Below are 26,298 nucleotides of genomic sequence, written 5' to 3'. Positions count from 1 at the left end.
CCTCATGGATGACCGACTATGCGCTATCGTCTGGGCTCAGACGCCCCTCAAGTTTCTCCCTCGGCCTTTGTCGAGGAAAGTGCCACCCTCATCGGCAAGGTCGTTCTGGAGGACCAGGCCAGCGTATGGTGCCAGGCAGTCCTGCGCGGCGACAATGAACCGATTCACATCGGACGGCGCAGCAATGTGCAGGATGGCGCACTGCTCCATACCGACCCCGGGGCCCCCCTCAGCGTGGCAGAAAATGTCAGTATCGGACATGGCGCCGTATTGCATGGCTGTACGGTGGGCGCTGGTTCGCTGATCGGCATCCGGGCGGTGGTCCTGAATCATGCCGTCATCGGCAAAAACTGTCTGATCGGCGCCAATGCCCTGATCACCGAAGGCAAGCAGATCCCCGACAACTCCCTGGTGGTGGGGAGTCCCGGGCGGGTCATCCGCACCCTGAACGAGCAGGAGATTGCCGGACTGGCGCAGAATGCCGAAGTGTACGTGAACCGTGCCGAACAATTCCGGCACACCTGCGTGCGTCTCCCCGACCCGCCCGCCCATGAGTGAGTTCTCCTCCGAAACCCGTTTGATTCCCGGCCCCGCCGGTCTTCTGGAAACCGTCGTCGACCGGCCCCCGGGGCCGGTCCGCGGTCTGGCCCTGGTGGCCCACCCCCACCCGCTGTTTGGCGGCACCCTGAACAACAAGGTCACCCAGACGCTGGCCCGCGCCTTCACCGGCCTGGGTTGCGTCACCTGGCGCATGAACTTTCGGGGGGTGGGCAAGAGCGCCGGAAACTTCACGCAGGGACCCGGCGAAACGGAGGACTGGCTGGCCCTCCACGCGCTGACCGCGCAGGAAACCGCCGGCGTCCCGCTGCTGCTGGGCGGCTTTTCCTTTGGCGCCTTCGTCATGACGGAAGTGGCCCGCACCCTGCCCTGCCAGCGTCTGGTTCTGGTGGCCCCTGCGGTGGGCCATTTCCCGGTGGGGACCGTCCCGCCCCAGACCCTCGTCATCCACGGAGAACGGGATACCACCGTGCCCCTGACGGACGTGCTGCGCTGGGCTGAACCGCAGGATCTCCCCGTCCTGGTGGTCCCCGGAGCCGACCATTTCTTTCACCAACGCTTGATCCTGTTGCGCAACTGGGTTAGTCTGGTCTGTCGTTCCTAATCTGCCTCCGAGAAACCCGTGCTGCTGCTTTCGATCAAGTCCTTCCACATCATGGCCATGGTAACCTGGTTTGCCGGGCTGTTTTACCTCCCCCGCCTGTTCGTCTATCACGCGCAATGCCCGGAATCGGATACCCTGGGGCGGGAACGCTTCAAGATCATGGAGCGCAAGTTATTCTGGGGCATCACCACGCCCGGGGGCGTGTTCACCCTCCTTTCCGGCCTGTTCATGGCCTTCGGACTGGATGACCGGGGCGGCTGGCTGTATGCCAAACTGGCCCTCGTGACCCTGCTGGTGGCCTACCACGTCTGGTGTGGCGCCCTGGTCAGGGCCCTGGCCCGGGACCAGAATCCCCACGGCCATGTCTGGTACCGCTGGTTCAATGAGTTTCCGGTACTGGTGCTCATCCCCGTGGTCATTCTGGTGGTCTTCAAACCCTTCTGAGTCTCTTCATGAATCCTTCCGACCCTTTCTTTTTCTGCCCATGCCCGCGCGGGCTGGAAGGCGTACTGTCCCAGGAACTGGCTTCCCTGGGCGCCCGGAACGTCGAACCCCGGGACTCCGGGGTGGGTTTCACGGGAAGTTACCGCCTGGCCATGCGCGTCAATCTGGAAAGCCGCCTCGCCAGCCGGGTGCTCTGGCAAGTGGCCAGGGGCACCTATCGCTCCGAACAGGAACTCTACGATCAGGCGGTGCGCCTGCCCTGGAGCGACTGGTTCTGCGTGGAACGAACCCTGAAGGTCGACACCCGGGCCCATCATTCGCCCCTGCGGAGCCTGGATTTTGCCACGCTCCGCATCAAGGATGCCATCTGCGACCATTTTCGCGCACAGCAGGGTCAGCGCCCTTCCATCGACACCCATCAGCCCGAGATCCGCGTCCATCTGTTTCTGGATGCCACCCATTTCACCCTCTCCCTGGATACCTCCGGCGATGCGCTGTTCAAACGCGGGGCGCGGCCGGAGGGAGGGGAGGCCCCCCTGAAACGCAATCTGGCGGCGGGATTGCTGGCCCTGGCCCAGTGGCAACCCGGACTGCCCCTGCTCGATGCCTTCTGCGGGGCAGGCACGATATTGCTGGAGGCGGCGGCCCAGAGTCTGCAGCGCGCACCGGGATTGAACCGTTCCTTCGCCTTTGAGCACCTGCGTTCGTGGCCGGTGGCCCAACACTGGCCCGCCCTGCTCGAGGAAGCCCGGGCCCGGGTCCTGCCCCCCACCGCCTTGCCCCTGTGGGGCCGGGACCTGAAGGGCGACGCCCTGGAACTCACCCGTCTCAATCTGGCCGCGGACGGACTGGAAGAGTGCGTGACCCTGAAGCAGGTCAATGTCCTGGAATCTTCCCCGCCCTGTCCTTCGGGGCTGCTGCTCAGCAACTTGCCCTATGGAGTACGACTCGGAGAACAAGCCGAGTTGTCCCTGTTCTACCCTGAACTGGGCAATACCCTGAAGCAGCGTTATGCCGGCTGGACGGCCTGCCTGTTCAGCGCCGACCTGACGCTTCCCAAATTCCTGCGTCTCAAGGTCGCGCGCCGAACCCCGCTCTACAATGGCGCGCTCGAATGTCGCCTGTTCCGCATTCCCCTGATTCAGGGATCAAATCGCACCTGAAGGAAAGGGCGGGCGCGTCCACCGCTTGCTGTAATATGACAGTCACATGAAGGGCGTATAACACCTCCTCATGGACACGCATATTGATTTGATTCCCCCTATGGAGGCGAATTTGGGAGCCCATATTCTGGTCGTGGAAGATGAAGTCGCCATTCAGGAACTGATTACCCTCAACCTGGCTCAGGCCGGTCACGAAACCGAGGTGGCCTCCGACGGACTGGAGGCCCTTTCGCGCGTGCAGGACATGCTTCCCGACCTGATCCTGGTGGACTGGATGTTACCCGGCATGAGCGGCCTGGACCTGGTCCGGCGCCTGCGCGCCCACCAGCGGACCCAGCGTGTCCCGATCATCATGCTGACGGCACGGGTCGATGAAGCGGACAAACTGCTCGGACTGGAATCCGGCGCGGATGATTACATCACCAAACCCTTCTCGATCCGGGAACTGAATGCGCGCATCAAGGCCGTGTTGCGTCGGCGCGCACCCCAGATGACGGAGGATCCGGTCCTCTTCAAGACCCTGTCCCTGGACCCTACCACCCACCGGGTTCATGCAGGAACCGCGGAGATCCCTCTGGGACCCACCGAGTTCAAGTTGCTCCACTTTTTCATGACCCACCCGGAGCGGGTCTATTCCCGAACCCAGATTCTCGATCACGTCTGGGGGGATCACGTTTTCATCGAGGAACGCACGGTGGACGTCCACATCCGTCGTCTCCGCTCTGCCCTGGAAACCACCGGCCATGACCGGTTCCTGCAAACCGTCCGGGGGGCGGGTTATCGCCTGACGGCTCTCGTCTGAACGGATGACTCACCCGCCACCCCGGCGAGGGTGTACTCTCTGATTTTCAGTTTTTGCAGGTTGGCGAATCATGCGGTCGTTTGTCAGATACATTCTGGGAGTCCTCGTCACGGTCCTGGTCCTGTGTGCCGGGATCACGGCCCTTTGGGGCTGGGCCTGGGGCCTGGGACTGCTGGCCCTGTTCATGGGGGCCGTGGCCGCGCGGGACGCCTGGAAACTGCAAGCCCTGCACCGCTGGCTCCAGGAACAGAAACTCTCCCCGGGATACCAGCCGGGACGAACCTGGGAACAGGTTTTCGGGCGTCTGCATTCCCTGGAACGGCGCATCGATGAGGACCAGATCCGCCGCCAGGAGGCCATCGATCGTTTCCAGCAGGCCCTGACCCTGCTGCCCAGCGGCATCGTGATCCTTGACCAGACCCACCGCATCCTCTGGTGCAACCCGGCCGCAGAAGCCCATTTACAGATTCATCTGGAACAGGATCGGGGGCAAAGTCTGCCCTATCTCATCCGCCAGACCGAGTTCCAGAACTTCCTGGACCAGAAACCCGCTCCCGACCAGCGCTTCACCCTGCACCGACGCGCCCAGCAGGACCTCTCCCTGGCCCTGCAACTCATTCCTTACAGCATCGACGAACGCATGCTGGTCACCCAGGACATCACCCAATGGGAACGGGATGAAAAGGTGCGGCGCGATTTCGTGGCCAATGTGTCCCATGAACTGCGCACCCCCCTCACCGTGGTGGGGGGGTTCATCGAAACCCTGCAAAACAGCGGATCACTGCCGTCCGCCACCCGGAAACGCATTTTTCAGACCATGGAAACCCAGACCGACCGGATGCGCCGACTGGTGGAAGAACTGCTCTCCCTGTCCCGCCTGGAAAGCCAGACCGGAGTCGCGCCGCTCACCCCCATCCCCCTTTCTGCCTTGCTCACCCAAATGCTGCAGATGGCAAGCCAGTTGAGCCGGGGTCAGCATACCGTCGATACCCAGGGGGACTTCGATCAGCGCACCCTGCTGGGGATCGAATCGGAACTCGCGAGCGCCTTCGGTAACCTGGTGGCCAATGCGATCCGCTACACGCCACCGGGCGGACGAATCACGCTGTCCTGGCGCGAGGAAGGGGGCGAGGGAATCTTTGCGGTGCAGGACACGGGTATTGGCATCTCTGCCGAACACATCCCCCGTCTCACGGAACGGTTCTACCGGGTAGATCAGGCCCGCTCCCGGGACACCGGGGGAACGGGCCTGGGATTGTCGATCGTCAAGCAAATCGCCCTGCATCATGATCTCTCCCTCACCATCGACAGCCAACCGGACGAAGGCAGTAGCTTTGCCCTTCGTTTTCCGGCCCATCGTCTGGGACTGCCCGAAAGCGCGGCGCCCTGATAGAATGGAGGGACTTTTCCCAGAGACCCGCCATGCCTTCCCAGGATATCCAGATCATCAATAAACTTGGGCTCCACGCCCGTGCTTCCGCCAAACTGTCGCAAATCGCCTCGGCCTATCCCTGCGAGGTCCGGATCGAACGCAATGGACGACAGGTCAATGCCAAGAGCATCATGGGCGTCATGATGCTGGCGGCAGGCCGTGGCAGCTGGATCAAGCTGGAAACACGCGGGGAAAAGGAAGCGGAAGCGCTCCAGGCGCTGACCACTTTGATCGAGAACCGTTTCGACGAGGGCGAATGAAATGAGTTTCGCGCTTCATGGCAGTGCAGTCGCCCACGGCATTGCCATCGGACGGGCGCACCTGTTCTCCCAAACCACCCTGGAAGTCACCCATTACATCGTGCTTCCCGAGCAGCGACCCGCCGAGATTCAGCGCTTCGAACAGGCCCTCCATCAGGTCACCCGGGAACTCGAGGAACTGGAACGGCAAATCCCGCCAGGCGCTCCTGCCGAAATGGCAACCTTCCTGCAACTGCACCGACTGATCCTGAAGGACGAGATGCTGGCACGCACCCCCAAACAGTGCATTCAAACACAGGGGTGCAATGCCGAGTGGGCGCTGAAACAACAACTGGATCATCTGATCAACCAGTTCGAACAGATGGAAGATCCCTACCTGCGCCAGCGTCGGGACGATATCTGGCAGGTGGGCGAACGCCTGCTCAAGGCGCTGACCGGACAACCTGCGCCGAACCTGCCCGCCCAGCATGAGGCGGCTGACCGGATTCTGGTGGCCCACGACCTGAGTCCGGCAGACATGGTCCTGTTCAAGGAACACCCGTTCCAGTCCTTCATTACCGACATTGGCGGTGCGACCTCCCATACCGCCATTCTGGCCCGCAGTCTGGGCATCCCTTCGGTCGTGGCCCTTCACCATGCCTGGCAAATGATTCGCGAGGGAGAACTCCTGATCGTGGACGGAATGGCCGGGGTCGTGATCGTGAACCCGGACAACCAGATTCTGGCCGAGTATCGCCTGCGTCAGGAACAATGGTCCCTGGAACGGCAGAAACTGAAGCGCCTGCGCACCACCCGCGCCACCACGCTGGATGGCACGCCGATCGAGTTGCTCGCCAATATCGAACTGCCCGGCGACGTGGATGCCGTCAAAAAAAGCGGCGCACGGGGCATCGGCCTGTTCCGCACCGAATTCCTGTTCATGAACCGCTCCAGCCTGCCGAGCGAGGAAGAACAGTTTCATGCCTACCGACAGGTCGCCGAAGCCCTGCGGGGTTTGCCGGTCACCATTCGCACGCTCGACATCGGCGCCGACAAACCCGTGGAACCCAGCGGCATCGTTTCGACCCTGAACCCGGCACTGGGGCTGAGGGCCATTCGCTACTGTCTCGCCGAACCCCAGATCTTTCTGACCCAGATCCGCGCCATCCTGCGCGCTTCACACTTTGGCCAGGTCCAGATGCTCCTGCCCATGCTGTCCAGTCGCTCCGAATTGCTCCAGACCCTGACTCTGGTGGAACAGGCCAAGGCTGAACTCACCCAGCAAGCCGTCCCCTTCAATCTTCATCTCCCCATTGGCGGAATGATCGAGGTTCCCGCAGCCGCGCTGGCTCTCCCCCTGTTCCTGGACAAACTGGACTTCCTGTCCATTGGCACCAATGACCTGATTCAGTATACCCTGGCCATCGACCGCACCGACGACGCCGTGGCCCACCTCTTCGACCCGCTCCATCCCGCCGTCCTGATGCTCATTGCCCACACCCTGCGCACGGCCCGGAAAGCCGGAAAACCCATCGCCGTATGCGGCGAAATGGCTGGCAACCCCACTCTGACCCGTTTGCTCCTCGGCTTCGGCCTGCGCGAATTCTCCATGCATCCCGCCCATCTGCCCGAAGTCAAACAGGTCATCCTGAAAACCAGCCTGGCCGACCTCCAGAGCCCGGTCAGGCGCATCCTCTCCACCCACGATCCCGACAAGCTGGAGGAAATCCTGATCCGCCTCAACCAGTAGGTCCGCCGACCCCGTACTGCCGGCGGTAGGCATGCAAATGCCGGAGCGTCTCGACCTGGGTCGGATCCCGGTCCAGATGGGCCACCAGATGCTCGAGGGTCGCCACGCAACAGACCGGGAGCCCCCATTGGCGGGTCACTTCCTGCGTGGCCGAGCGCTCGGTCTGGCCGCGTTCCATGCGATCCAGGGCAATCACCACCCCCGCCGGAACGGCCTGGGCCTGGTTGAGCAGAACCACCGATTCGCGCACGGAGGTCCCGGCCGAAATCACGTCATCCACGATCAGTACGCGTTTCCCTTGCGGGTCCGCCCCCACCAGGACGCCGCCTTCGCCATGATCCTTGGCTTCCTTGCGGTTGTAGGCAAAAGGCACATCCCTTCCCCGCCGCGCCAGCGTCATGGCAATGCCTGCCACCAGCGGAATCCCCTTGTAGGCAGGCCCGAAGAGAAGATCGAAGGGAGGCGCCTGCGCCTCGATGGCATCGGCATAAAATTCGCAGAGGGTGGCCAGGGCCGCCCCCGTATTGAACAATCCGGCGTTGAAAAAATAGGGCGACAAGCGCCCCGCCTTGGTCTTGAACGCACCAAACCGAATCACCTGCCGTTCCACGGCAAAGGCGATGAAACGCTCGGAAAAATCACTCACCCCCATCTCCCCCTGACCTCGATCGTCGGTCGAAACATTGAATCAACGGCGCTCGCACTCCAGGGCCAGGATATGCCGTCGCAAAACCCGCAATAGCCCCAACCCGGGCAAAGACGCCACGGTTGCCACCAAAAAATACACTTCCCAGCCCGCCCGTTCCGACAACAGGCCCGCCACCGGCCCCATGGAGACCCGCCCGATGGCCGCCAGCGCCGAGAGCAGCGCAAACTGGGTCGCACTATAGCGCGGCGTGCACAAACTCATGAGCAGGGCGGCAAAGGCGCTGGTGCCCATGCCACTGGTGAAGTTTTCGAGAAACACCGCCCCCACCATGGCCGGGAAGTGGTGCCCCCAGGCGGCCAATCCCGCGAAAGACAGGGTCGCCAACCCCTGAATCCAGCCAAAATACCACAGGCTGCGGTAGATGCCCCAGCGGAGCATCAGCGCGCCCCCCACGAAACTGCCTGCCAGAGTGGCCATCAACCCCACCCCCTTGCCGATGGTCCCGACTTCGGCCAGGCCAAAACCCAACCCGCGCAAGAGGAAAACGGAAGACAGGGCAAAGGCCAGGGCATCCCCCAGTTTGTACAGCACCACCAGGCTCAGCAGGGCACGGGCGCCGGGACGGGCAAAATAATCCTGCCACGGCCCCTTCAGGGTCTCGCGCCAGGATCCCGACACCGGGTCGGGCGCCTCGGGTTCCCGCGCCCAGAGGGTCCCAAGGATGCCCACCCCCAGGGCCAGGGCCAGGACATCGTAGGTATCCGTCCAACCCACCCGGGCCGCCCACACCAGGGCCAGGGCCCCCGCACAGAGCATGGCCAGACGATAACCCAGCATGGCCGCACTGGCGCCCAATCCGCGCGCCTCCGGGGGAAGGAGATCGGTCCGGTAGGCATCGACCACGATGTCCTGGGTGGCGGAGGCCAGGGCCAGCCCCAGCGCAATGGAGGCCAGCAGGACGGGGGGAGCCGAACTCCGGGTATGCCCCAGAACCAGGATCAGCCCCAGTGTCAGAATCTGGGTGACCAGGATCCAGCCGCGCCGCCGTCCCAAAAAAGGCAGGGAAAACCGGTCCAGCCAGGGAGCCCAAAGAAACTTGAGGGTATAGGGAAGTCCCGCCAGGGTGATCCAGCCGATCTGCGTCAGCGGGATCCCCTCCGTGGTCAGGCGGGCCTGCAGGGTGGCGCCGCTCAGGGAGAGCGGGAGCCCGGAAGAAAACCCGAGCAGGAGAATCACGCCCAGGGACCGGGCGCCGTCACGCGCCTTCAGGAAACCGGCGCTCATTCCCGGGAGCGGATGCGGTAATAGGCGAGGCTGCCCAACAGGTTGGGCATGAGTTCCACGGGGTGCCCTGCCGGATTCATCACGCGCCGCTCCATGACCTGTACGCCGCTATGGGCGCACAGCGCCTCGAAATCACGCAACGTGCAGAGGTGGACATTGGGGGTGTCGTACCATTCGTAGGGCATATCCGCGGACTTGGGCATGGTCCCGTTCAAAACCTGCCAGCGGTGTCTCCAGTAACCGAAATTCGGGAAGGTGACGATCCCTTCGCGCCCCACCCGCAACATTTCCCGCAGGATTTCTTCCGTGTGACGCATGGCCTGCAACGTCTGGGAAAGGATCACGGTATCGAAGGAATGGTCGGAAAAACCCGACAATCCCTCTTCCAGATTGACCTGCAACACCGGAATCCCGTTGCGCAACGCAGCCACCACCCGCTCCGGAACGATTTCGATGCCGTACCCGCTGACCCGTCGGACGCGCTGGAGATGGGCCAGCAACTGACCGTCCCCGCAGCCCAGATCGAGCACCCGGCTTTCCATGGACACGCCCTGGGCAATCAGTTCATAGTCGGCGCGGATCATGGGCTGCACTCCCCGGCAATTCGGTCGAGATAGGCGGACATCACCGCAAAATAATCCTCGTTTTCCATCAGAAAGGCATCATGCCCCTGGTTGGAATCGATTTCCGCATAACTCACCACCGCCCGGTTGTCCAGCAGCGCCTGGACGATCTCACGGGAGCGGGCGGGAGAAAAACGCCAGTCCGTGGTGAAGGACAGAACCAGGAACTGCGCGCGCGCCGGCTTCAGGGCCCGTGCCAGATCGCCGCCCGTGGCCCGCGCCGGATCGAAGTAATCCAGGGCCTTGGTCATGATCAGATAGGTGTTGGCATCAAACCGTTCCGAAAACTTTTTTCCCTGGTAGCGCAGATAGGATTCGATCTCGAATTCCACTTCCAGAGAAAAACGGGGCGTGCCTCCGATCAATTCGCGCCCGAATTTTGTCATCATGGCGTCATCGCTCAGGTAGGTGATGTGCCCCAACATCCGCGCCAGGCTCAGCCCGCGTTCCGGCACGACGCCCTGTGCATAGAAATCTCCCCCGTAGAAATGGGGATCGCCGGTGATGGCCTGACGCGCCACTTCATTGAAACCGATATTCTGGGCAGAAAGGCAGGGGGCGGCGGCGATGATCAGGGCATGGCGGACCCGTTCCGGAAAACGGATCGTCCATTGCAGGGCCTGCATGGCCCCCAAACTCCCCCCCATCACGGCCGCAAAGGTGGAAATCCCCAGATGATCCGCCAGGCGTGCCTGGGACTCGACCCAGTCTTCCACCGTCAGAAACGGAAAACCCGACCCATAGGGCTGGCCCGTGGCCGGGTTCACGCTGGCGGGGCCCGTCGAACCGTGACACCCCCCCAGATTGTTGACCCCGATCACAAAAAACCGGTCCGTATCCACGGGTTTGCCGGGCCCGACCATGTTGTCCCACCAACCCACCGCACGGGGATCCCCGGCATACTGCCCCGCCACATGATGGGAACCGGACAGGGCATGACAGACCAGGATGGCGTTGTCCTTCCGTTCGTTGAGGGTCCCGTAGGTCTCATACACCAGTTGGTAGCGCGGCAATACCGCGCCCGAGGACAGGCGCAGGGGAACCTCGAAATGCGCTTCCCGGGCAGAGACGATGCCGACGGACGATGCGGTTCGGGTCATCACGCGCGCTCAGGACCCGCTCAATTTGCGGCGCAGCAACTCGTTGAGTTGTTGCGGATGGGCACGCCCACCGCTGGCCTTCATGGCTCGCCCCACAAAAAAACCAAAAACCTTGTCCTTGCCTGCGCGAAACTCCTCCACCTGGGCCGGATGAGCCGCCAACAATTCATCGATCAACTTTTCCAGCACCCCGCTGTCCGAGACCTGGGAGAGGCCACGCTCCTCGATGAGCGCATCCACCTCTCCTCCCTCCTGCCACAGGATCTCGAATACCTCCCGGGCCATCTTGCCCGACAGGGTGCCGTCCTGGATCCGTCGCAGCAAAGCCGCCAGTTGAGAGGCACTCACGCAGGAATCCTGCACCTCCCGCCCCATCCGCTTGAGGGTAGCGGCCAATTCTCCGGTCATCCAGTTGGCACAGAGTTTGGGGTCCAGAGTGCCTTCCGCCGTCATGGTCAGAAAATAATCGGCCCATTCCCGGGAGGCGGTCAGCAAACCGGCGTCATAGGCGGACAGACCAAACCGGGTCTGCAGACGTTGCGCCAGAGCCGCCGGCAATTCCGGCAGGGCGGCCCGTTCCTGCTCGATCCAGGCGGCATCGATACACAGGGGCGGCAGGTCCGGATCCGGGAAATAGCGGTAATCCTGGGCATCTTCCTTGGAGCGCATGGCCCGTGTCTCATCCCGCTCGGGGTCGTACAGGCGGGTTTCCTGAACCACCTTACCCCCGCTTTCCAGCAACTCGACCTGCCGTTCAAATTCATGCAGGATGGCCTGTTCCAGAAAGCGGAAGGAATTCAGGTTCTTGATCTCACAGCGCGTCCCAAACTCGACCTGTCCGCGCGGCCGGACCGAGACGTTGGCATCGCAGCGGAACGACCCCTCCTGCATGTTGCCATCGCAAATCCCGATCCAGGTCACCAGTTGGTGCAAGGTGCGGGCATAGGCCACCGCTTCCGCGGCGCTGCGCATCACCGGTTCCGTCACGATTTCGAGCAGGGGCGTCCCGGCACGATTCAGGTCGATGCCGGAACGCCCGTGGAAGTCTTCATGCAGCGACTTGCCCGCATCCTCTTCCAGGTGCGCCCGGGTCAGGAGCACCTGGTGCGGCACGCCCTCCAGGTCGAAGGTCACGACGCCGCCCTTGACCACCGGTTCCTCGTACTGGCTGATCTGATACCCCTTGGGCAGATCGGGATAAAAATAATTCTTGCGTTCGAACCACGAACGCGGATTGATCTGTGCCCCCACCGCCAGACCGAAGCGAATGGCCTCGGCGACGGCCTGCCGGTTCGGAACCGGCAGAACGCCGGGCAGGGCCAGATCCACCGCATCGGCCTGAACATTCGGCGCCGCGCCGAAAGCCGTGGGCGAACCGGAGAACATTTTGGAACGGGTTGCCAACTGCACATGGGTTTCCAGCCCGATGACCATTTCCCACTTCATGCCTTTTCTCCCTGCCCGGGAACCCGGGCGTGCCAATCGGTGACTTGCTGATACCCATGGGCAATGGCCAGAAGGCGCGCCTCGCTGAAGTGGGGACCAATCAGTTGCAGCCCCACGGGCAACCCCTGGCCATCGAACCCCGCCGGAATGGACATGCCCGGCAAGCCCGCCAGATTGACCCCGATGGTAAAAATGTCGGACAGGTACATCTGGACCGGATCGCTCCCCTTGTCGCCAAAACGGAAGGCTGTACTGGGGGTGGTGGGGCCCATCAACACGTCACACTGTTCAAACGCCTGCAAAAAATCCTGCTGGATGAGGCGGCGCACCCGCTGGGCCTGCAGGTAGTACGCATCATAATACCCCTGGGACAACACATAGGCGCCGATCAGGATGCGCCGCTTGACCTCTGCGCCAAACCCTTCGGCCCGGCTGCGCGCGATCATTTCATTGAGATCGCCGTACTGTTGCGCACGCCATCCATAGCGCACGCCATCATAGCGCGACAGATTGCTGGAGGCTTCGGCAGGCGCCAGGACATAGTAAACCGGCACCGACAGGTCGCTGTGCGGCAGGTCGACTTCCACGAGTCGGGCGCCGCGGGATTCATAGACGCGCAGGGCTTCCTCCAGGGCGCGCGCCACCTCGGGGTCCACCCCCGCACCGAAATACTGACGGGGCAAACCGATGCGCAATCCTTCCAGGGAAGAGTCGAGGGGCGCGTTGAAGTCCTCCGCCGGGCGCGCCACCGAAGTGGCGTCCCGTTCGTCGAAGCCCACCAGGGTACCCAGACCCCAGGCCAGATCTGCCGCACTGGGCGCCATCAACCCGCCCTGGTCGAGACTGGAGGCAAAGGCGATCATGCCATAACGGGAAACCCGTCCATAGGTGGGTTTGATCCCGCTGATCCCGCAGAAGGCCGCCGGCTGGCGAATGGATCCGCCCGTATCCGTGGCGGTGGCCAGGGGGGCCAGACGGGCCGCCACGGCCGCCGCAGACCCTCCGGAACTGCCCCCGGGCACGTGCGCCGGCCGCCAGGGATTGTGCACCGGGCCGTAAAAGGAGGTTTCATTGCTCGACCCCATGGCAAATTCGTCCATGTTGGTCTTCCCCAGAATGACCGCACCGGCCTCATTGAAGCGCTGGATGACGTGGGCGTCGTAGGGGGCCACGAAGTTGGACAGCATGCGCGAACCACAGGTGGTCAGCCATCCCTCGGCGCAGAAAATGTCCTTGTGCGCCACCGGAACCCCCGTCAGCGGCCCCCCTTCTCCCCGCGCCAGACGCGCATCGGCGGCACGGGCCTGGGACAGGGAACGTTCGGGGTCCACCGTAATGAAACACCCCAGGCGCGCATTGTGCTGTTCGATACGCTGCAGGTAGGCCCGGGTCAGTTCTTCGCTGGAAAAGGTACGCTCGCGTAATCCTGCGCAGAGCGTACGCAGTGAGAATTCATCAAGATTCATGAGGTGCCCTTATTCGATGACTCGGGGAACGAGATACAGGCCGTCCGCCACTTCGGGAGCCAGGGACTGGAACCGTGCGCGCTGATCCCGGGTGGTGATCTCATCCTCCCGCAGACGCAACGGCAGATCAAAAGACTGGGCCAGGGGTTTGACCCCCTGGGTATCCACTTGCTGCAGCCGGTCGATGAGTCCCAGAATGCTGTGAAACTGGGCCGGCAAATGGTCCAACTCCCCGGCGCTCAGTTCGATGCAGGCCAGACGCGCCAGATGGCGCAGGGAACTTTCATTCAACGAATCAGACAAGAAACCTCCCGTGGAAAGGAATGGTGTAATCGCGTATCATAAGGGGCTTTGATCCTGTATCCAAGGGAGCATCATGTTCGAATTTCTGCGCGGTTATTTTTCCACTGACCTCGCCATAGATCTCGGGACCGCCAATACCCTGATCTACTCGCGCGGCAAGGGCATCGTACTCAATGAACCCTCGGTTGTTGCGATTCGCCATGACCGCGAGAATCATGGCAAAAAAGTCATCCAGGCCGTCGGTCTTGCTGCCAAAGCCATGCTGGGGCGCACCCCGGGCAACATCACCGCCATCCGCCCCATGAAGGACGGGGTCATTGCGGATTTTACCATCACTGAGCAGATGCTCAAATACTTTATCCGCCAGGTCCATGAATCCCGCCTGCTTTCGCCCAGTCCGCGCATCATCATCTGCGTGCCCTGCGGCTCCACCCAGGTGGAGCGTCGCGCCATCCGCGAGTCTGCTCTGGGCGCCGGGGCGCGTCAAGTGTTCCTGATCGAGGAACCCATGGCAGCGGCGATCGGGGCAAACCTGCCGGTGCGCGAAGCCACCGGCTCGATGGTGGTGGACATCGGCGGCGGCACCACGGAAGTGGGCGTCATGTCCCTGGGCGGCCTGGTCTTTGCCTCCTCGGTACGCACGGGCGGCGACAAGTTCGACGAAGCCATCATCAACTACATTCGCCGCAACTACGGCATGCTGATCGGCGAAACCACCGCCGAGCAGATCAAGAAAGAGATCGGCTCCGCCTTTCCGGGTTCGGAGGTTCGGGAAATCGAGGTCAAGGGACGCAACCTGTCGGAAGGCGTCCCCCGCACCTTCACCATTTCCAGTAACGAGATCCTCGAAGCCCTGACCGACCCCCTGAACAACATCATCGGCACCGTCCACCAGGTACTCGAGCAAACCCCTCCCGAACTGGGGGCGGATATCGCCGAACGCGGCATGGTCATCACCGGGGGGGGCGCCCTGCTGCGCGACATCGACCGTCTCCTGATCGAAGAAACCGGGCTTCCCGTCCTGATCGCGGAAGACCCGCTGACCTGTGTGGTGCGCGGTTGTGGTCAGGCCCTGGAGGATATCGACAAGTTGGGTGTGGTCTTCACCTCCGATTGATGGCGATCTTCTGCGGTTCGGCATGTCGCCCCTGAAATCCCGTCCCAGCGACCTGTTCTCGCGCCCGTCCCCTCTCTGGCTGAGGAGCGGGATTTATGGCCTGCTCGCCCTGACCTGCATTCTTCTCGACCACCATTATCATCGCCTGGAAAGAGTCCACCAGATCCTGCGGATCTGGACCCTCCCGCTCCAGGAACTGGCTCGGGTTCCTCTCTGGACCGGGCAGGAACTCGGCCGCCGCCTGACCACCCTGGAACGCCTGCAGGCCGAGAACGACGCCCTGCGCCATGAATTGCTGGGACAGGCCGCCCTGGTTCAGCAAGCCACCCTCCTGACCCGGGACCTGACCCGGTTACACGCCCTGATGCAACTCGGGAACAGCCCTCGCTTTACAGGGCAGGTCCACCGTCTCATCGGCAGCGCGCGCAACCCCTTCGTCCAGAAGGTGCTGCTCGAAGGCGGAGAGAGTCAGGGTCTCCAGGCCGGCTCTCCCGTCCTGACCGATCAGGGACTGATGGGTCAGATCACGCGTGTCTACCCCGACGAAAGTGAAGTCACCCTGATCAGCAACCGCGACCTGACCATCCCCGTCGAAATCGAACGCACCGGATTGCGTACCCTGGCCATGGGAACCGGCCATCAGGGGGAACTTTCCCTGCCCTATGTCCCTTCACAAACCGATGTCAGGGTCGGGGATATCCTGCTCACCTCCGGCATCGATGGCCTGTATCCCCGGGGATTGACCGTTGCCACCCTGACTTCCGTCACGCGCCATCCCTCTTCCGCCTTTGTCGAAATCACGGCGCGTGTCAACGCCGGCACCGATACCTATCCCGACGTTCTGGTCATGGCGCCCAACACGGCTTTCCAGAACCTGCCCACGCTGGACAACCAACGCCATTCCCCGGTTCATGAACCGACTCATAAAAAGCCCTGACATGGACTCCATGGCCTCCCTCCCTGCGGCAACCCTGCGTGTTTCCCCCTCGCGCGGGTGGATTCATGCCAGCCTGGGACTGAGTCTGATCTTTCTTTTTCTGCCCTGGCAAGGCTGGGGACTGTGGATACGCCCCGATATCACGGCGCTGCTCCTGATCTACTGGGGTATCTTTGAACCCACCGAAATGGGCGCCGGCAAGGCTTTCCTGCTGGGGATGTTGAGCGATGTGGCACAAAGCCATGTACTCGGCATCCACGCCCTGACCTATTCGGCACTCTTCGTCCTGGTTCAGTACTATCGGCCGCGCATTCTGTCCTTTTATCGGCTCAACCAGATGCTGCACGTACTGATGTTGCTGCTGCTGACCCAATGGCTGGAAGGGTTGGTGAACGGCGTACTGGGTTACGCCTGGCCGAACTGGTCCTGGTGGGTGATCCAGCCCTTGCTGGGCGCCCTGGGGTGGCCCTTCCTGCCCCGCTTGCTGGAACGCGCGCCCCGTCCCGCCGCCCCCCCGCAGTCCCCCTGACATGACGCCCCCCCTGCGCAATCCACACCAGGAACGGTGGAATTTCCGCTTTCGTCTCGGGGTCACCTGGTGGTTCGTCATCGTTCTGTTCCTGGCCCTGATCGCCCGCCTTGCCTGGCTGCAAATCGTGGCCCAGCGGTATTACCACACCCTGGCAGAAGCCAACCGGATTGCCATCGTTCCCCTGGTTCCCCAGCGCGGACTGATCCTCGATCGCCACGGCGTGGTGCTGGCAGAGAATCGTTACGAATTCGATCTGGAGATCGACCCCCATCTCTGCCCGGATATTCCGGCCACCCTGGAAGCCTTGACCCAGTTGGTGAGCATCAGCCCCTCGGACCGCAAATTATTCCAGAAAATGCGCGATGAAAGCCACGGACTGGCCCCCGTTGCCATCCGCACCCATCTCACGGAAGAAGAAGTCGCACGCTTTTCCGTGAATCGCTACCGTTTCCCCGGCGTGGACATCGAAGCCCGCCTCACCCGAACCTACCCCCTGGGCCTGCACGCCGCCCATCTGATCGGGTACATCGGCCGGATCAACGAAGAGGACCAGGATCATCTGGAAGATGAAGACCTGAGCGACCAGTACCGGGGCACCAACCATATCGGCAAATCGGGGATCGAGAAGCATTACGAATCCCTCCTCCATGGGACGACCGGTTCCGAACAGGTCGAAACCGACGCGGCAGGACATGGGCTGCGCAGTCTGGCTCAAACGGCGCCCGTTTCCGGAAACGACCTGTACCTGACCATCGATGCCCGGCTGCAACAAGTGGCGGAGGAGGCCTTTGGCCTCCAGCGCGGGGCGCTGGTTGCCATCGACCCGGAGACGGGCGAAGTCCTGGCCTTTGTCAGCCAGCCGGGCTTTGATCCCAATTTGTTCGTGGACGGGATCGACCAGGAGCACTGGAACGATCTGAATACCTCGCCCGACCATCCCCTCAACGATCGTGCCCTGCGCGGACAGTACCCCCCCGGCTCCACCGTCAAGCCCTTCATGGCTCTGGCCGCACTGCAACTGAAGGTGCGCAGCGCCGACGAGGTCCTGTATGATCCCGGTTACTTTTCCTTTCCCGGCAGCAGCCATCGCTACCGGGACTGGCGCGAGGGAGGACACGGCAATGTGGACATGGCGCTTTCCATCATTCAGTCCTGCGACACCTACTACTACAGCCTGGCCAACGCAATGGGCATCGACCGGATGCATGATTTCTTCACCCTGTTCGGATTCGGACAAAAAACTGGCATCGACCTGGATGGGGAAGCGGCGGGACTTTACCCCTCGAGCGCCTGGAAACAAAAAAAATATCACCAGGACTGGTATGCGGGCGATACGGTCATCAGCGGGATCGGTCAGGGCTATGTACTGGCGACCCCCCTGCAACTGGCCGTGGCCACAGCCATGCTGGCCAACCAGGGGAAACGCATGACGCCCCATCTGGTGCGGGCCATCCGTCACGCGGAATCCGGTCGGATCACCCCCATCGCGCCCAAGGTCGGCCAAGCCCTCAGTTTCCGCCCAGAGGACCTGGAAACCGTGCGCAACGCCATGATCGGGGTCATGAAACCCGGGGGAACTGCCGCCCAGGCTGGCATGGGAGCCCCCTACTCGATGGCCGGTAAAACCGGTACGGCTCAGGTCGTCGGCATCCGTCAGGGGGAAAAATACAAAGCCAGCGCCCTGACCGAACATAATCGCGACCACGCCCTGTTCATCGCCTATGCGCCGGCGGATCACCCCCGTCTGGCCGTGGCCGTCCTGGTGGAAAATGGCGGCCATGGCGGCTCGACGGCTGCGCCCATCGCCCGCCAGGTTTTCGACTATTACCTGCTGGGCAAACGGTCCCCGCCGCCCCCTGCACTTCCCGCTGCCGCTCCCCATGATTAAGCGCGCCTATCTCCGCTGGATCGCGCCCATGGACCGGACCTTGCTCCATACCACCCTGTTCCTCGTCCTGTTCAGCCTGATCGTGCTCTACAGTGCCTCGGGGGGGGAAGTGGGCAAAGTGCTGAGTCAGGTACGCAACCTGGGACTGGCCTTCCTGGTGATGGGACTGGTGGCCCGAACCAATCCCCATATTCTGGAACGCCTGGCCTTCCCCCTGTACGGACTGGCCCTGTTGGCCCTGATCGCGGTTGCCCTGTTTGGAGAAGTCAGTCATGGCGCCCGGCGCTGGCTGCACCTCGGTCCCCTGCATGTGCAGCCCTCGGAATTGATGAAACTGGCCCTGCCCATGGCCCTGGCCGCTTTTTTCGAGTGGCGTGCACGCACCCGGAACTGGCGTGATTTCGTGGTGGCAGCCCTGATGGTCCTGGTGCCGGTGGGCCTGGTCCTGCGCCAACCCGATCTGGGCACCGCGCTCCTCATCGCCAGTTCCGGATTCTACATCCTCTATTTTGCCGGTTTGCCGTGGAAAGTGATGGGGCTCCTGGGCGCACTGGCCCTGGCGGCCCTCCCCCTGCTCTGGCCCCTCCTGCATGGTTACCAGAAGAAACGCATCCTCATCTTTCTCGACCCCACTCAGGATCCCCTGGGGGCGGGCTATCATACCCTGCAGGCCATGATCGCCATCGGTTCCGGCGGCGTACTGGGGAAAGGCTGGTTACAGGGTACCCAGTCCCATCTGGATTTCCTGCCGGAGCACACCACGGATTTCATTTTTGCCGTGTTTGGCGAAGAATTCGGTTTGGTGGGAGAATTGGTCTTTCTGGGGGCCATGCTGGTGTTGATCACCCGTGGCTTTTACATCGCCAATGAGGGATCCACGCCCTTTTCCCGTCTGATGGCGGGGGCGCTGTCCATGACCCTGTTTACTTACACCTTTGTCAACATGGGCATGGTCAGCGGCATTTTACCCGTGGTGGGGGTCCCTCTGCCCTTTCTCAGTTATGGAGGTACGTCCTTGGTTACCTTGTTCAGTAGTGTGGGTTTTTTGATGAGCGTGCATCACCACCGCAAATTGGTCAAACAATGACCTGCCGAAAGAGACGCGGCGCAGCCCTGCTGTCCCTGAGTCTGGGCCTGCTCATCCTGGCCGGGTGTAGTACCACCCCGCCCCCCTCAACCGTATCGCACGTCCCTCCGGAAGAAGGGCATTATCGGACCGATGGTCCAGGTCTTCATCCGCCCGCCAATCTGGCCAGCATTCCTGATGCCGTGCCCAGAAAGGAACCCCTGAACAAGTTTGCCAACCGCCCGTATACGGCCCTCGGCAAAGTCTACGTCCCCGACCTCTCCAACAAGCCCTATAAAGTTCAGGGGCTGGCTTCCTGGTACGGGCGCAAGTTCCACAACCAGAAAACCTCCACCGGGGAACTCTATGACATGTACGGCATGACCGGGGCAAGTACCATTCTGCCGCTCCCCTGCTACGTCCGGGTCACAAACCTGGTCAACCACAAATCGGTGGTGGTACGGGTCAATGACCGGGGTCCTTTCAAATCCGACCGGGTCATCGATCTGACGTATACCGCCGCCTGGAAACTCGGCTTTGTCAATCAGGGGACGGCGTGGGTGGAAGTGGAACGGGTTTTCCCGGAATGAGGCTCAACCCGTCCGCGCAGCCCCGGTCGCCTGGCTTTCGGCATGGTAACTGGAGCGCACCAGCGGCCCCGAAGCCACCTGGCTGAAACCGAGCCGCCGGGCTTCCTCGCCCAACTGATCGAATACCGCCGGCGTCCAGTAGTGGGTGACCGGCAGGTGGTGGACGGTGGGTTGCAGGTACTGTCCCAGGGTCAGCATCTCCACCCCGTGCGCACGCAGATCTGCCATCACCGCCCGCACCTCCTCGAGGGTTTCGCCCAACCCCAGCATGAGTCCGGATTTGGTGGCCACCGAGGGATGCAACGCCTTGAAAGAGCGCAGCAAATGGAGCGAATGCGCATAGTCGGCGCCCGGTCGGACCGAGGGATAGAGGCGGGGAACGGTTTCCAGGTTATGGTTGAACACCTGGGGTGGAGCCTGACCCAGCAGTTCCAGCGCCGTTTCCAGGCGCCCACGGAAATCCGGGACCAGGATTTCCACCTGGGTCGCGGGGGAAGAGGCCCGAATGGCCTGGATGCAGGCCACGAAATGCCCTGCCCCCCCATCGCGCAAATCATCGCGATCCACGCTGGTCACCACCACGAAACGCAAGCCCAGGCGCTGGATGCTGCGCGCCAGACGCTGTGGCTCCTGAGGGTCCACCGGATCGGGCCGACCATGACCCACGTCGCAGAAAGGACAACGACGCGTGCAGCGATCCCCCAGAATCATGAAGGTGGCGGTCCCCCCGCTGAAACACTCCCCGATATTGGGGCAGGCGGCTTCTTCGCAGACCGTATGCAATTTCTCTTCCCGCAACAGGGTACGCACTGCCTGAAACTTTTCCCCGGCGGGAATCCGGACGCGGATCCAGGCAGGCTTGGGCTGGACTGCCTGGGGTTGAACCTTGATGGGGATGCGTGCGGTCTTGAGTGCCCCCTTCTCCTTCATGCTCACCGGCTCTCCTCCCCATCCAGTTGCTGTCGTATCTTCTGCATGAGCGCCGCGCGCAGGTTCGGCAGCGTTTCCGTCACCCCCAGATCCCGGGTCTGCGTCACCGGCGTGCCCTTCAACCCGCAGGGGTCGATCCCTGAAAAGGGCGCCAGATCCATGGCCACATTGAGCGCGACCCCATGATAACAGCAGCCCTGGCTTACCCGCAGTCCCAGGGCCGCCACCTTGGCTTCCCCGACATAGACCCCGGGCGCGCCCCTACGTCTTCGAGCCTGAATCTGGTAGGGTTCCAGGGTCGAAATCACGGCCTCCTCCAGATGGTGCACCAGCGCCCGGATGCCCAGCGCGCGCCGGCGCAGATCCACCAGACAATACACGATGGCCTGCCCCGGGCCGTGGTAGGTGACCTGACCGCCGCGATCCGTCTCCACGACGGGAATCGTCCCGGTGTGGTGCAGGTAACTCCGCTGTCCTGCCTGACCCAACGTATAGACCGGCAGATGTTCCAGTCCCCACAACTCGTCCGGGGTATCCGCCTGACGCTGAGCCGTCCAGTGGCGCATGGCCTGCCAAACGGTTTCATAGGCCAACGGGGCGGGGAAACTGCGGGTCACCCAGCGCTCAAACCGTTCTTCCCGGCCCGCGGGCAACGCGTTCAACGCTATAGCACCATGACCACGTCCGGATGACCGGACAGGACCTGGTATAGACCATCCAGCTGTTCCCGCGAAGTCGCCCTGAAGGTGCAGGTCACACTCAGGTATTTCCCTCCGGAACTGGCCCGCATCTCCAGGTTTGTCGCAGAAAAATCCGGCACGAACTGCAGGACGATGTCCAGCACCGTCTGGGCGAAGCGTTCCGTTCTCAATCCCATCACCTTGAGGGGAAACTCGCAGGGAAACTCGAATACCCCATCGTCATGCGGAACCTCAACCATGGCTTTTCAACCCCTGATAGGCACGCAGCAAACGAAGGCCGATGGGGCCGGGTTGGCCGTTCCCCACGGGTTGCCCGTCCAGTCTCGTCACCGGGACCATTTCCCGGGTACTGGAAGTCACCCAGATTTCCTCGGCCGAACGCAACTCCTCTTCACGAATCGGGCGTTCGGCATGGGCGATCCTCAACTGCCTTGCCAGGTGCAAAACCAGATCCAGCGTGATTCCGGCGAGAAGAAGGTGGTTCCGGGGCGGAGAACACAGCACCCCATCCACCACCAGCACCACATTGCTGGCCGCGCCTTCGGTCAGAAAACCGGCGCGCAACAGCAGGCATTCCACCGCCCCCTCATCCAGCGCCTGCTGGCGCAACAGCACATTGGCCAACAGTGCCGTGGTCTTAAGATCACAATGCAGCCACCGATCATCCACCCGGGTCACGGCCGCCACCCCGGTCTGCAGCCACTCCGGGGGCACGGGCGTCAAAGGCTTGCTCATGGCGAATACGGTGGGGGAGACCTGGGCGGGAAAACCATGGTCCCGCGGGGCCACGCCGCGCGTCACCTGAAGATAGAGGGACTGGTCGTCCGTCGTTGCTTCCCGGATCAAACGCTCCAGGAGGGATACCCAGGCAGTTCGCGCCAGGGGGTTGTCCAGACGAATCCCCGCCAGGGAATGTTCCAGACGGTCGAGATGGGCCTCCAGTGCCAGGGGCTTGCGCCCATACACCGGAATCACCTCATAAACCCCGTCTCCGAACAGGAACCCCCGGTCCAGCACCGGAACCCGCGCCTCTTCCAGAGGCAGAAAGACACCATTCAGGTAAACCTGGCTCATTTCAGCATCAACCTCACCGCATCCCAACTGCGCGTAAAGACATTCCCCGCCGGAATGCTCTCCAGCGCCACCAGATCGGCCCCATTCACCCACTGCCCGGCGTAATAGACTTTCAGGGAGCCCACTTTCTGGCCGGCATCCACCGGCGCAATGACCGGTTGCAACGTCGTCAACACTTCCCGCGTCTCCTTTTCATGGCCCACGGGCGTGGTCACCCAGATATCCCGTCCAAATCCCACGGAAACCGTCGGCTTCCCTCCCTTGTACGCATTCAGGGCGCGCACCGGCACCCCCTGTCGAAAGAGGATCCGGGACTCGAAAGCCTGAAACCCCCAGTTGAGCAACTTCTGGCTTTCGCTGGTGCGGGCCAGATCGCTGTTGGTGCCCAGTACCACGGCCAGCAGGCGCCGCTCGCCGCGCCGCGCCGAAGCGATCAGACAATAGCCGGCAGAATCCGTATGTCCGGTCTTCAACCCATCCACGGAAGGATCGATCCACAACAGGCGGTTGCGGTTGGGCTGCGTGATCCCGTCATAGGTATACTCCTTCTGCCCATAAAGCGGATAGTATTCAGGAAAATCCCGAATCAGTGCCTGTGCCAGGATACCCAGGTCATGGGCCGTACTGTAATGCTGCTGGTCGGGCAACCCCGTGGCATTGACGAAATGGGTGTTCTCCATCCCCATCCCATGGGCCATGGCGTTCATCCGCTCCACAAATTTTTCTTCCGTCCCATCCACGGTTTCTGCCAGGGCCACCCCTGCGTCATTCCCCGACTCGATGATCAAACCATGCAGAAGGTCCGTGACGCTGACCGCTTTACCAGCCTGAATGAACATGCGGGAACCGGGCATATGCCAGGCATGATCGGAGGGAAACACCCGCTGTTCGGGATGGATTTTCTGTTCCCGCAGGGCCTTGAAGACCAGATAGGCAGTCATGAGCTTGGTGAGCGAGGCCGGCTCCATCCGCTGATCGGGGTTCAGACTGGCCAGGGGCTGGTTGCTTTCCACCTCCACCAGGGTATACGCACGAGCCGCGATGAAAGGCGCCACCAACGGGGAATCGGCGAAAACCGCCGTCGCCCCCCCCACCCACAAAAGCATCAAGAAGAATAACCGCATGACCTGTACGCGCCTCTGAAATTGGTCCGTGATTATACGACCCACGTCACATTCCTGCCGCATTCTTTCCGGACGGCAGGAAATTCAACCAGGAGGCGGCAAAAATCGGGGCGGAAACCGGCGGACCATAGTAGTACCCCTGAACTTCCTGACAGCCGTGCTCTTTCAGGAAATCCACCTGTTCCCGGGTTTCCACGCCCTCTGCGACCACCAGCAACCCCAGATGTCGGGTCATGGCCAGTATGGCGGACACGATGGCTGCATCGTTCCGGTCATGGAGGAGGTGGTGAATGAATATCCGGTCGATCTTGACCACGTCCAGGGGCAGTTGTTTCAGGTAACTCAGGGAGGAATAGCCGGTTCCGAAATCATCCATGGCAAAGCGCACCCCCAGGCCCCTGATGCGCTCCAGCAAATCAAGGGTCGCTTCCGTCTTCTGGACCATCAGGCTTTCGGTGATTTCCAGTTCCAGGGCCTCCCCGGGAAGGCCGGATTCGGTCAGGCACTGTTTGAGCGTCTCGAAAAATTCCGGATCGTGATGGATCTGCCAGGCCGACACATTGACGGCCGCCCTCAGAAAATAGCCCTGTTGGTGCCATTCCCTGGCTTGCCTGCAGGCCATCCGCAGAACCCAGGCCCCAATCGGAATGATGACTCCGGTTTCCTCGGCCACCGGGATGAATTCCAGGGGAGCCACCGGCCCCAGTTCTTCATTGGTCCAGCGCAGCAAGGCCTCGAAACCCACGATCCGTCCATCCTGGATATCGATTTGTGGTTGATATTCCAGAAACAGTTCCCCCCGCGCGAGTGCCTTGCGCAAATGGATCTCCAGGCGCAAACGTTGCTGAACCACCAGATTCTGCGAGGCCGCAAAGAACCGGAAGGCATTCTTGCCCACGGATTTGGCGTGGTACATGGCCACGTCTGCCCGGGACATCAAGGCTTCCGGGGTGTGGCCGTCCTCCGGAAACATGCTGATGCCCACGCTGACCGTCACACAGGTTTCATGATCGAGCGCCGGCAGGCGAATCGGTTCCCGGACGGCCTCCACGATCTTTTTTGCCACCGTGGCCACATCCTGCACCGATTCCACCTCGGGCAACAGGATGATGAACTCGTCCCCCCCCAGGCGCGCCACCGTATCCCCTTCGCGCAGGGCATCGGTCAGAACGCCTGCCATGGATTTCAACAGGGCGTCCCCCGCCGCATGGCCATAGGTGTCGTTGACCCCCTTGAAATTATCCAGATCGATGAACATCAGGGCCATTTTACGGTCATGGCGCTGACTGTTGGCCAGCACCTGGCGCAGGCGGTCCTCGATCAACCCCCGATTGGGCAACCCGGTCAGCGCATCGAAATGGGCCAGATAATCGAGGTGCTGCTGGGCCTGTTGCATCTCGCGCATTTCCCGGGCATTTTCCAGAACCAGGGAGAGGGAGTTGGCAAAACTTTTGGCCAGCAGTTCATCCTCTTCGGTAAACTCCTGCCCTTCCCACTTTTCACAGAGGTAAATCCGCCCATAGACCCTGCCCCCGTGGGAAATCGGGACCGCCAACAGGGAATGCATGGCCGGATGCCCCGGAGGAAACCCCGCGCTGCGCGGATCCCGGGACAGTTCCGGGAGCCGGAGCACCGTATCCTCGCGAATGACGACACCCAGCAGACCCCGACCTTCAGGAAAAGTGCCGATCCCGGCCACCTGCTGCTCGGTCATTCCGGTGTGATGAAAATTGAGCAGCGCGCCCTTCTCGTCCAGAATGCCGATGGCGCCGTAACGGGCCTGAAGCAGTTGGGTCAGGGCCTCGATCCCGTGTTGCAGGAGGTCGGCTTCGAGCGAAGTATGGGCAAGCACCTGGAGCAGGGTACGGGAGGCTTCGTGCAGATTCGCCAGACGGAAGGTCCAGGAGGCCAGTTGTTCCTTGTCGTGCGCGATCTCCCGGTTGAGGCGATGGGTTTCCCGCAACAGGCGGGATTCCTGCTGCAACAGGGCGCGCAGGATGCTGGTACGGGTCACCAGGCCGATGAATGCCTCATTCCGGTCCAGCACCGGCAAGGCATCCACCCGCCACCGCCCCATTTCCCGCAAGGCGCAGTGCACCGAATCCTCGGAAGACAGGGCGTGAATGGCGCGATGCTCGACCAGATCCGCAAAAATCCAGCCGGGATGAACCGCAATGTCCGACAATGAGGCCAACCCGCAGAATTTTCCACGACTGACCGACCCGGAAAACACCGCCACGAAAGGGTCTTCCGTACCTTCCGGTCGCTCGCCATCGAGCCGACGCGGCACATCGGTCAACAGACAATCAACCAGCTTGAGCGATTTCATCGACACGGGTCTGTATCTGGACCTTGACGTCCAGGGTCACATGCAGCACTTCATCCGACCCCATCATGGGCTTGATGTCATTCAACACGAAACGGATCAGTTCTTCCCGGGGAAAGCGGCGCAGAAGACTGCTTCGTACCAGGATAT

27 protein-coding genes are annotated in these 26,298 nt (G+C 62.1%); 14 read left to right on the top strand and 13 right to left on the bottom strand.

Annotation, left to right across the window (positions count from 1 at the left end; genetic code table 11):
* Positions 1-18 precede the first annotated feature (18 nt).
* The 8 genes from M6F29_RS05145 (at position 19) to ptsP (ending at position 6,992) form a co-directional block, all read left to right on the top strand.
* On the top strand, positions 19-558 hold the full coding sequence (locus M6F29_RS05145) for a gamma carbonic anhydrase family protein (RefSeq protein ID WP_298157801.1): 540 nt from the start codon (positions 19-21) through the stop codon (positions 556-558).
* Positions 551-1,162 carry an alpha/beta hydrolase gene (locus M6F29_RS05140; RefSeq protein ID WP_298157800.1) on the top strand — a complete coding sequence of 204 codons (612 nt, stop codon included), beginning with the start codon at positions 551-553 and terminating at the stop codon, positions 1,160-1,162. Before M6F29_RS05145 ends, M6F29_RS05140 begins: the two co-directional genes overlap by 8 nt.
* 24 nt (positions 1,163-1,186) lie before the next feature.
* Positions 1,187-1,606 (top strand): CopD family protein, encoded by a 420-nt coding sequence (locus M6F29_RS05135; protein ID WP_366525944.1) that lies wholly within the window; start codon positions 1,187-1,189, stop codon positions 1,604-1,606.
* Between the two features lie 8 nt (positions 1,607-1,614).
* A complete protein-coding gene (locus tag M6F29_RS05130; protein ID WP_298157798.1) occupies positions 1,615-2,769 on the top strand; it encodes a THUMP domain-containing class I SAM-dependent RNA methyltransferase in 1,155 nt (384 codons plus the stop codon).
* Between the two features lie 112 nt (positions 2,770-2,881).
* A complete protein-coding gene (phoB, locus tag M6F29_RS05125) occupies positions 2,882-3,571 on the top strand; it encodes a phosphate regulon transcriptional regulator PhoB (RefSeq protein ID WP_297477447.1) in 690 nt (229 codons plus the stop codon).
* A gap of 70 nt (positions 3,572-3,641) precedes the next feature.
* Positions 3,642-4,961 carry a phosphate regulon sensor histidine kinase PhoR gene (gene phoR / locus M6F29_RS05120; RefSeq protein WP_298157797.1) on the top strand — a complete coding sequence of 440 codons (1,320 nt, stop codon included), beginning with the start codon at positions 3,642-3,644 and terminating at the stop codon, positions 4,959-4,961.
* Between the two features lie 32 nt (positions 4,962-4,993).
* Positions 4,994-5,263: an HPr family phosphocarrier protein gene (locus M6F29_RS05115; protein WP_297455380.1), complete on the top strand. Its 270-nt coding sequence runs from the start codon at positions 4,994-4,996 to the stop codon at positions 5,261-5,263.
* A 1-nt stretch (position 5,264) separates the two neighbouring features.
* Positions 5,265-6,992, top strand: a complete 1,728-nt coding sequence (gene ptsP, locus M6F29_RS05110) for a phosphoenolpyruvate--protein phosphotransferase (RefSeq protein ID WP_298157796.1) — start codon at positions 5,265-5,267, stop codon at positions 6,990-6,992.
* Here the strand turns inward: ptsP and pyrE are convergent.
* Genes pyrE through gatC form a run of 7 tightly spaced genes read right to left on the bottom strand, consistent with a single transcriptional unit; the run spans position 6,982 to position 13,863 of the window.
* Positions 6,982-7,638 carry an orotate phosphoribosyltransferase gene (gene pyrE / locus M6F29_RS05105; RefSeq protein ID WP_298157795.1) on the bottom strand — a complete coding sequence of 219 codons (657 nt, stop codon included), beginning with the start codon at positions 7,636-7,638 and terminating at the stop codon, positions 6,982-6,984. The two genes, ptsP and pyrE, sit on opposite strands and share 11 nt — an antisense overlap.
* 42 nt (positions 7,639-7,680) lie before the next feature.
* Complete coding sequence (locus M6F29_RS05100; RefSeq protein ID WP_298157794.1) at positions 7,681-8,925, bottom strand: AmpG family muropeptide MFS transporter; 1,245 nt, start codon at positions 8,923-8,925, stop codon at positions 7,681-7,683.
* A complete protein-coding gene (gene metW, locus M6F29_RS05095; RefSeq protein WP_298157793.1) occupies positions 8,922-9,509 on the bottom strand; it encodes a methionine biosynthesis protein MetW in 588 nt (195 codons plus the stop codon). The genes M6F29_RS05100 and metW overlap by 4 nt, the downstream gene beginning before the upstream one ends.
* Entirely contained in the window at positions 9,506-10,648 is a 1,143-nt protein-coding gene (gene metX, locus M6F29_RS05090; protein WP_298157792.1) for a homoserine O-succinyltransferase MetX, read from the bottom strand. Before metX ends, metW begins: the two co-directional genes overlap by 4 nt.
* A gap of 9 nt (positions 10,649-10,657) precedes the next feature.
* Positions 10,658-12,094 carry an Asp-tRNA(Asn)/Glu-tRNA(Gln) amidotransferase subunit GatB gene (gene gatB, locus M6F29_RS05085; protein WP_298157791.1) on the bottom strand — a complete coding sequence of 479 codons (1,437 nt, stop codon included), beginning with the start codon at positions 12,092-12,094 and terminating at the stop codon, positions 10,658-10,660.
* Positions 12,091-13,560 (bottom strand): Asp-tRNA(Asn)/Glu-tRNA(Gln) amidotransferase subunit GatA, encoded by a 1,470-nt coding sequence (gatA, locus tag M6F29_RS05080; protein WP_298157790.1) that lies wholly within the window; start codon positions 13,558-13,560, stop codon positions 12,091-12,093. Before gatA ends, gatB begins: the two co-directional genes overlap by 4 nt.
* A gap of 9 nt (positions 13,561-13,569) precedes the next feature.
* Positions 13,570-13,863, bottom strand: a complete 294-nt coding sequence (gene gatC / locus M6F29_RS05075; protein WP_297498179.1) for an Asp-tRNA(Asn)/Glu-tRNA(Gln) amidotransferase subunit GatC — start codon at positions 13,861-13,863, stop codon at positions 13,570-13,572.
* A gap of 73 nt (positions 13,864-13,936) precedes the next feature.
* Here gatC and M6F29_RS05070 point away from each other — a divergent pair, with 73 nt between their 5' ends.
* From M6F29_RS05070 to M6F29_RS05045, 6 genes are read left to right on the top strand one after another with little or no spacing between them, the layout of a single operon-like run.
* Positions 13,937-14,980, top strand: a complete 1,044-nt coding sequence (locus M6F29_RS05070; protein ID WP_297455400.1) for a rod shape-determining protein — start codon at positions 13,937-13,939, stop codon at positions 14,978-14,980.
* 22 nt (positions 14,981-15,002) lie between these two features.
* Positions 15,003-15,917: a rod shape-determining protein MreC gene (gene mreC, locus M6F29_RS05065; RefSeq protein WP_298157789.1), complete on the top strand. Its 915-nt coding sequence runs from the start codon at positions 15,003-15,005 to the stop codon at positions 15,915-15,917.
* Between the two features lie 10 nt (positions 15,918-15,927).
* Complete coding sequence (gene mreD, locus M6F29_RS05060; protein ID WP_298157788.1) at positions 15,928-16,446, top strand: rod shape-determining protein MreD; 519 nt, start codon at positions 15,928-15,930, stop codon at positions 16,444-16,446.
* Position 16,447: 1 nt separating this feature from the next.
* Positions 16,448-18,337, top strand: a complete 1,890-nt coding sequence (mrdA, locus tag M6F29_RS05055) for a penicillin-binding protein 2 (RefSeq protein ID WP_298157787.1) — start codon at positions 16,448-16,450, stop codon at positions 18,335-18,337.
* Entirely contained in the window at positions 18,330-19,424 is a 1,095-nt protein-coding gene (rodA, locus tag M6F29_RS05050) for a rod shape-determining protein RodA (RefSeq protein ID WP_298157786.1), read from the top strand. Before mrdA ends, rodA begins: the two co-directional genes overlap by 8 nt.
* The gene (locus tag M6F29_RS05045) at positions 19,421-19,993 is read left to right on the top strand and encodes a septal ring lytic transglycosylase RlpA family protein (protein ID WP_298157785.1); all 573 of its coding nucleotides are present in this window, start codon (positions 19,421-19,423) and stop codon (positions 19,991-19,993) included. The genes rodA and M6F29_RS05045 overlap by 4 nt, the downstream gene beginning before the upstream one ends.
* Positions 19,994-19,996: 3 nt before the next feature.
* Here M6F29_RS05045 and lipA read toward each other — a convergent pair whose 3' ends face one another.
* The 6 genes from lipA to M6F29_RS05015 form a co-directional block, all read right to left on the bottom strand.
* Complete coding sequence (gene lipA, locus M6F29_RS05040; protein ID WP_298157784.1) at positions 19,997-20,923, bottom strand: lipoyl synthase; 927 nt, start codon at positions 20,921-20,923, stop codon at positions 19,997-19,999.
* Positions 20,924-20,925: 2 nt separating this feature from the next.
* Positions 20,926-21,489, bottom strand: a complete 564-nt coding sequence (gene lipB, locus M6F29_RS05035; RefSeq protein ID WP_366525943.1) for a lipoyl(octanoyl) transferase LipB — start codon at positions 21,487-21,489, stop codon at positions 20,926-20,928.
* A 98-nt stretch (positions 21,490-21,587) separates the two neighbouring features.
* Positions 21,588-21,863: a YbeD family protein gene (locus tag M6F29_RS05030; protein WP_297477342.1), complete on the bottom strand. Its 276-nt coding sequence runs from the start codon at positions 21,861-21,863 to the stop codon at positions 21,588-21,590.
* Positions 21,856-22,698 (bottom strand): D-amino acid aminotransferase, encoded by an 843-nt coding sequence (locus M6F29_RS05025; RefSeq protein WP_298157782.1) that lies wholly within the window; start codon positions 22,696-22,698, stop codon positions 21,856-21,858. The genes M6F29_RS05030 and M6F29_RS05025 overlap by 8 nt, the downstream gene beginning before the upstream one ends.
* Positions 22,695-23,804, bottom strand: coding sequence for a D-alanyl-D-alanine carboxypeptidase family protein (locus M6F29_RS05020; RefSeq protein WP_298157818.1), 1,110 nt, complete (start codon positions 23,802-23,804; stop codon positions 22,695-22,697). Before M6F29_RS05020 ends, M6F29_RS05025 begins: the two co-directional genes overlap by 4 nt.
* A gap of 64 nt (positions 23,805-23,868) precedes the next feature.
* The gene (locus M6F29_RS05015; protein WP_298157781.1) at positions 23,869-26,151 is read right to left on the bottom strand and encodes an EAL domain-containing protein; all 2,283 of its coding nucleotides are present in this window, start codon (positions 26,149-26,151) and stop codon (positions 23,869-23,871) included.
* Positions 26,152-26,298: the final 147 nt, after the last annotated feature.

The organism is Ferrovum sp. (assembly GCF_027317285.1).
Taxonomy (GTDB): Bacteria; Pseudomonadota; Gammaproteobacteria; order Burkholderiales; family Ferrovaceae; genus Ferrovum.
This window is presented reverse-complemented; position numbering and strand designations above follow the sequence as displayed.

Coding starts and splice junctions, on each gene's coding strand:
- M6F29_RS05145 (WP_298157801.1), top strand. CDS start 19: ATGCGCTATCGTCTGGGCTCAGACGCCCCTCAAGTTTCTCCCTCGGCC.
- M6F29_RS05140 (WP_298157800.1), top strand. CDS start 551: ATGAGTGAGTTCTCCTCCGAAACCCGTTTGATTCCCGGCCCCGCCGGT.
- M6F29_RS05130 (WP_298157798.1), top strand. CDS start 1,615: ATGAATCCTTCCGACCCTTTCTTTTTCTGCCCATGCCCGCGCGGGCTG.
- phoR (WP_298157797.1), top strand. CDS start 3,642: ATGCGGTCGTTTGTCAGATACATTCTGGGAGTCCTCGTCACGGTCCTG.
- M6F29_RS05115 (WP_297455380.1), top strand. CDS start 4,994: ATGCCTTCCCAGGATATCCAGATCATCAATAAACTTGGGCTCCACGCC.
- ptsP (WP_298157796.1), top strand. CDS start 5,265: ATGAGTTTCGCGCTTCATGGCAGTGCAGTCGCCCACGGCATTGCCATC.
- M6F29_RS05100 (WP_298157794.1), bottom strand. CDS start 8,925: ATGAGCGCCGGTTTCCTGAAGGCGCGTGACGGCGCCCGGTCCCTGGGC.
- metW (WP_298157793.1), bottom strand. CDS start 9,509: ATGATCCGCGCCGACTATGAACTGATTGCCCAGGGCGTGTCCATGGAA.
- metX (WP_298157792.1), bottom strand. CDS start 10,648: ATGACCCGAACCGCATCGTCCGTCGGCATCGTCTCTGCCCGGGAAGCG.
- gatB (WP_298157791.1), bottom strand. CDS start 12,094: ATGAAGTGGGAAATGGTCATCGGGCTGGAAACCCATGTGCAGTTGGCA.
- gatA (WP_298157790.1), bottom strand. CDS start 13,560: ATGAATCTTGATGAATTCTCACTGCGTACGCTCTGCGCAGGATTACGC.
- M6F29_RS05070 (WP_297455400.1), top strand. CDS start 13,937: ATGTTCGAATTTCTGCGCGGTTATTTTTCCACTGACCTCGCCATAGAT.
- mreC (WP_298157789.1), top strand. CDS start 15,003: ATGTCGCCCCTGAAATCCCGTCCCAGCGACCTGTTCTCGCGCCCGTCC.
- mreD (WP_298157788.1), top strand. CDS start 15,928: ATGGCCTCCCTCCCTGCGGCAACCCTGCGTGTTTCCCCCTCGCGCGGG.
- mrdA (WP_298157787.1), top strand. CDS start 16,448: ATGACGCCCCCCCTGCGCAATCCACACCAGGAACGGTGGAATTTCCGC.
- rodA (WP_298157786.1), top strand. CDS start 18,330: ATGATTAAGCGCGCCTATCTCCGCTGGATCGCGCCCATGGACCGGACC.
- M6F29_RS05045 (WP_298157785.1), top strand. CDS start 19,421: ATGACCTGCCGAAAGAGACGCGGCGCAGCCCTGCTGTCCCTGAGTCTG.
- lipA (WP_298157784.1), bottom strand. CDS start 20,923: ATGAAGGAGAAGGGGGCACTCAAGACCGCACGCATCCCCATCAAGGTT.
- lipB (WP_366525943.1), bottom strand. CDS start 21,489: ATGCGCCACTGGACGGCTCAGCGTCAGGCGGATACCCCGGACGAGTTG.
- M6F29_RS05030 (WP_297477342.1), bottom strand. CDS start 21,863: ATGGTTGAGGTTCCGCATGACGATGGGGTATTCGAGTTTCCCTGCGAG.
- M6F29_RS05025 (WP_298157782.1), bottom strand. CDS start 22,698: ATGAGCCAGGTTTACCTGAATGGTGTCTTTCTGCCTCTGGAAGAGGCG.
- M6F29_RS05020 (WP_298157818.1), bottom strand. CDS start 23,804: ATGCTTTTGTGGGTGGGGGGGGCGACGGCGGTTTTCGCCGATTCCCCG.
- M6F29_RS05015 (WP_298157781.1), bottom strand. CDS start 26,151: ATGAAATCGCTCAAGCTGGTTGATTGTCTGTTGACCGATGTGCCGCGT.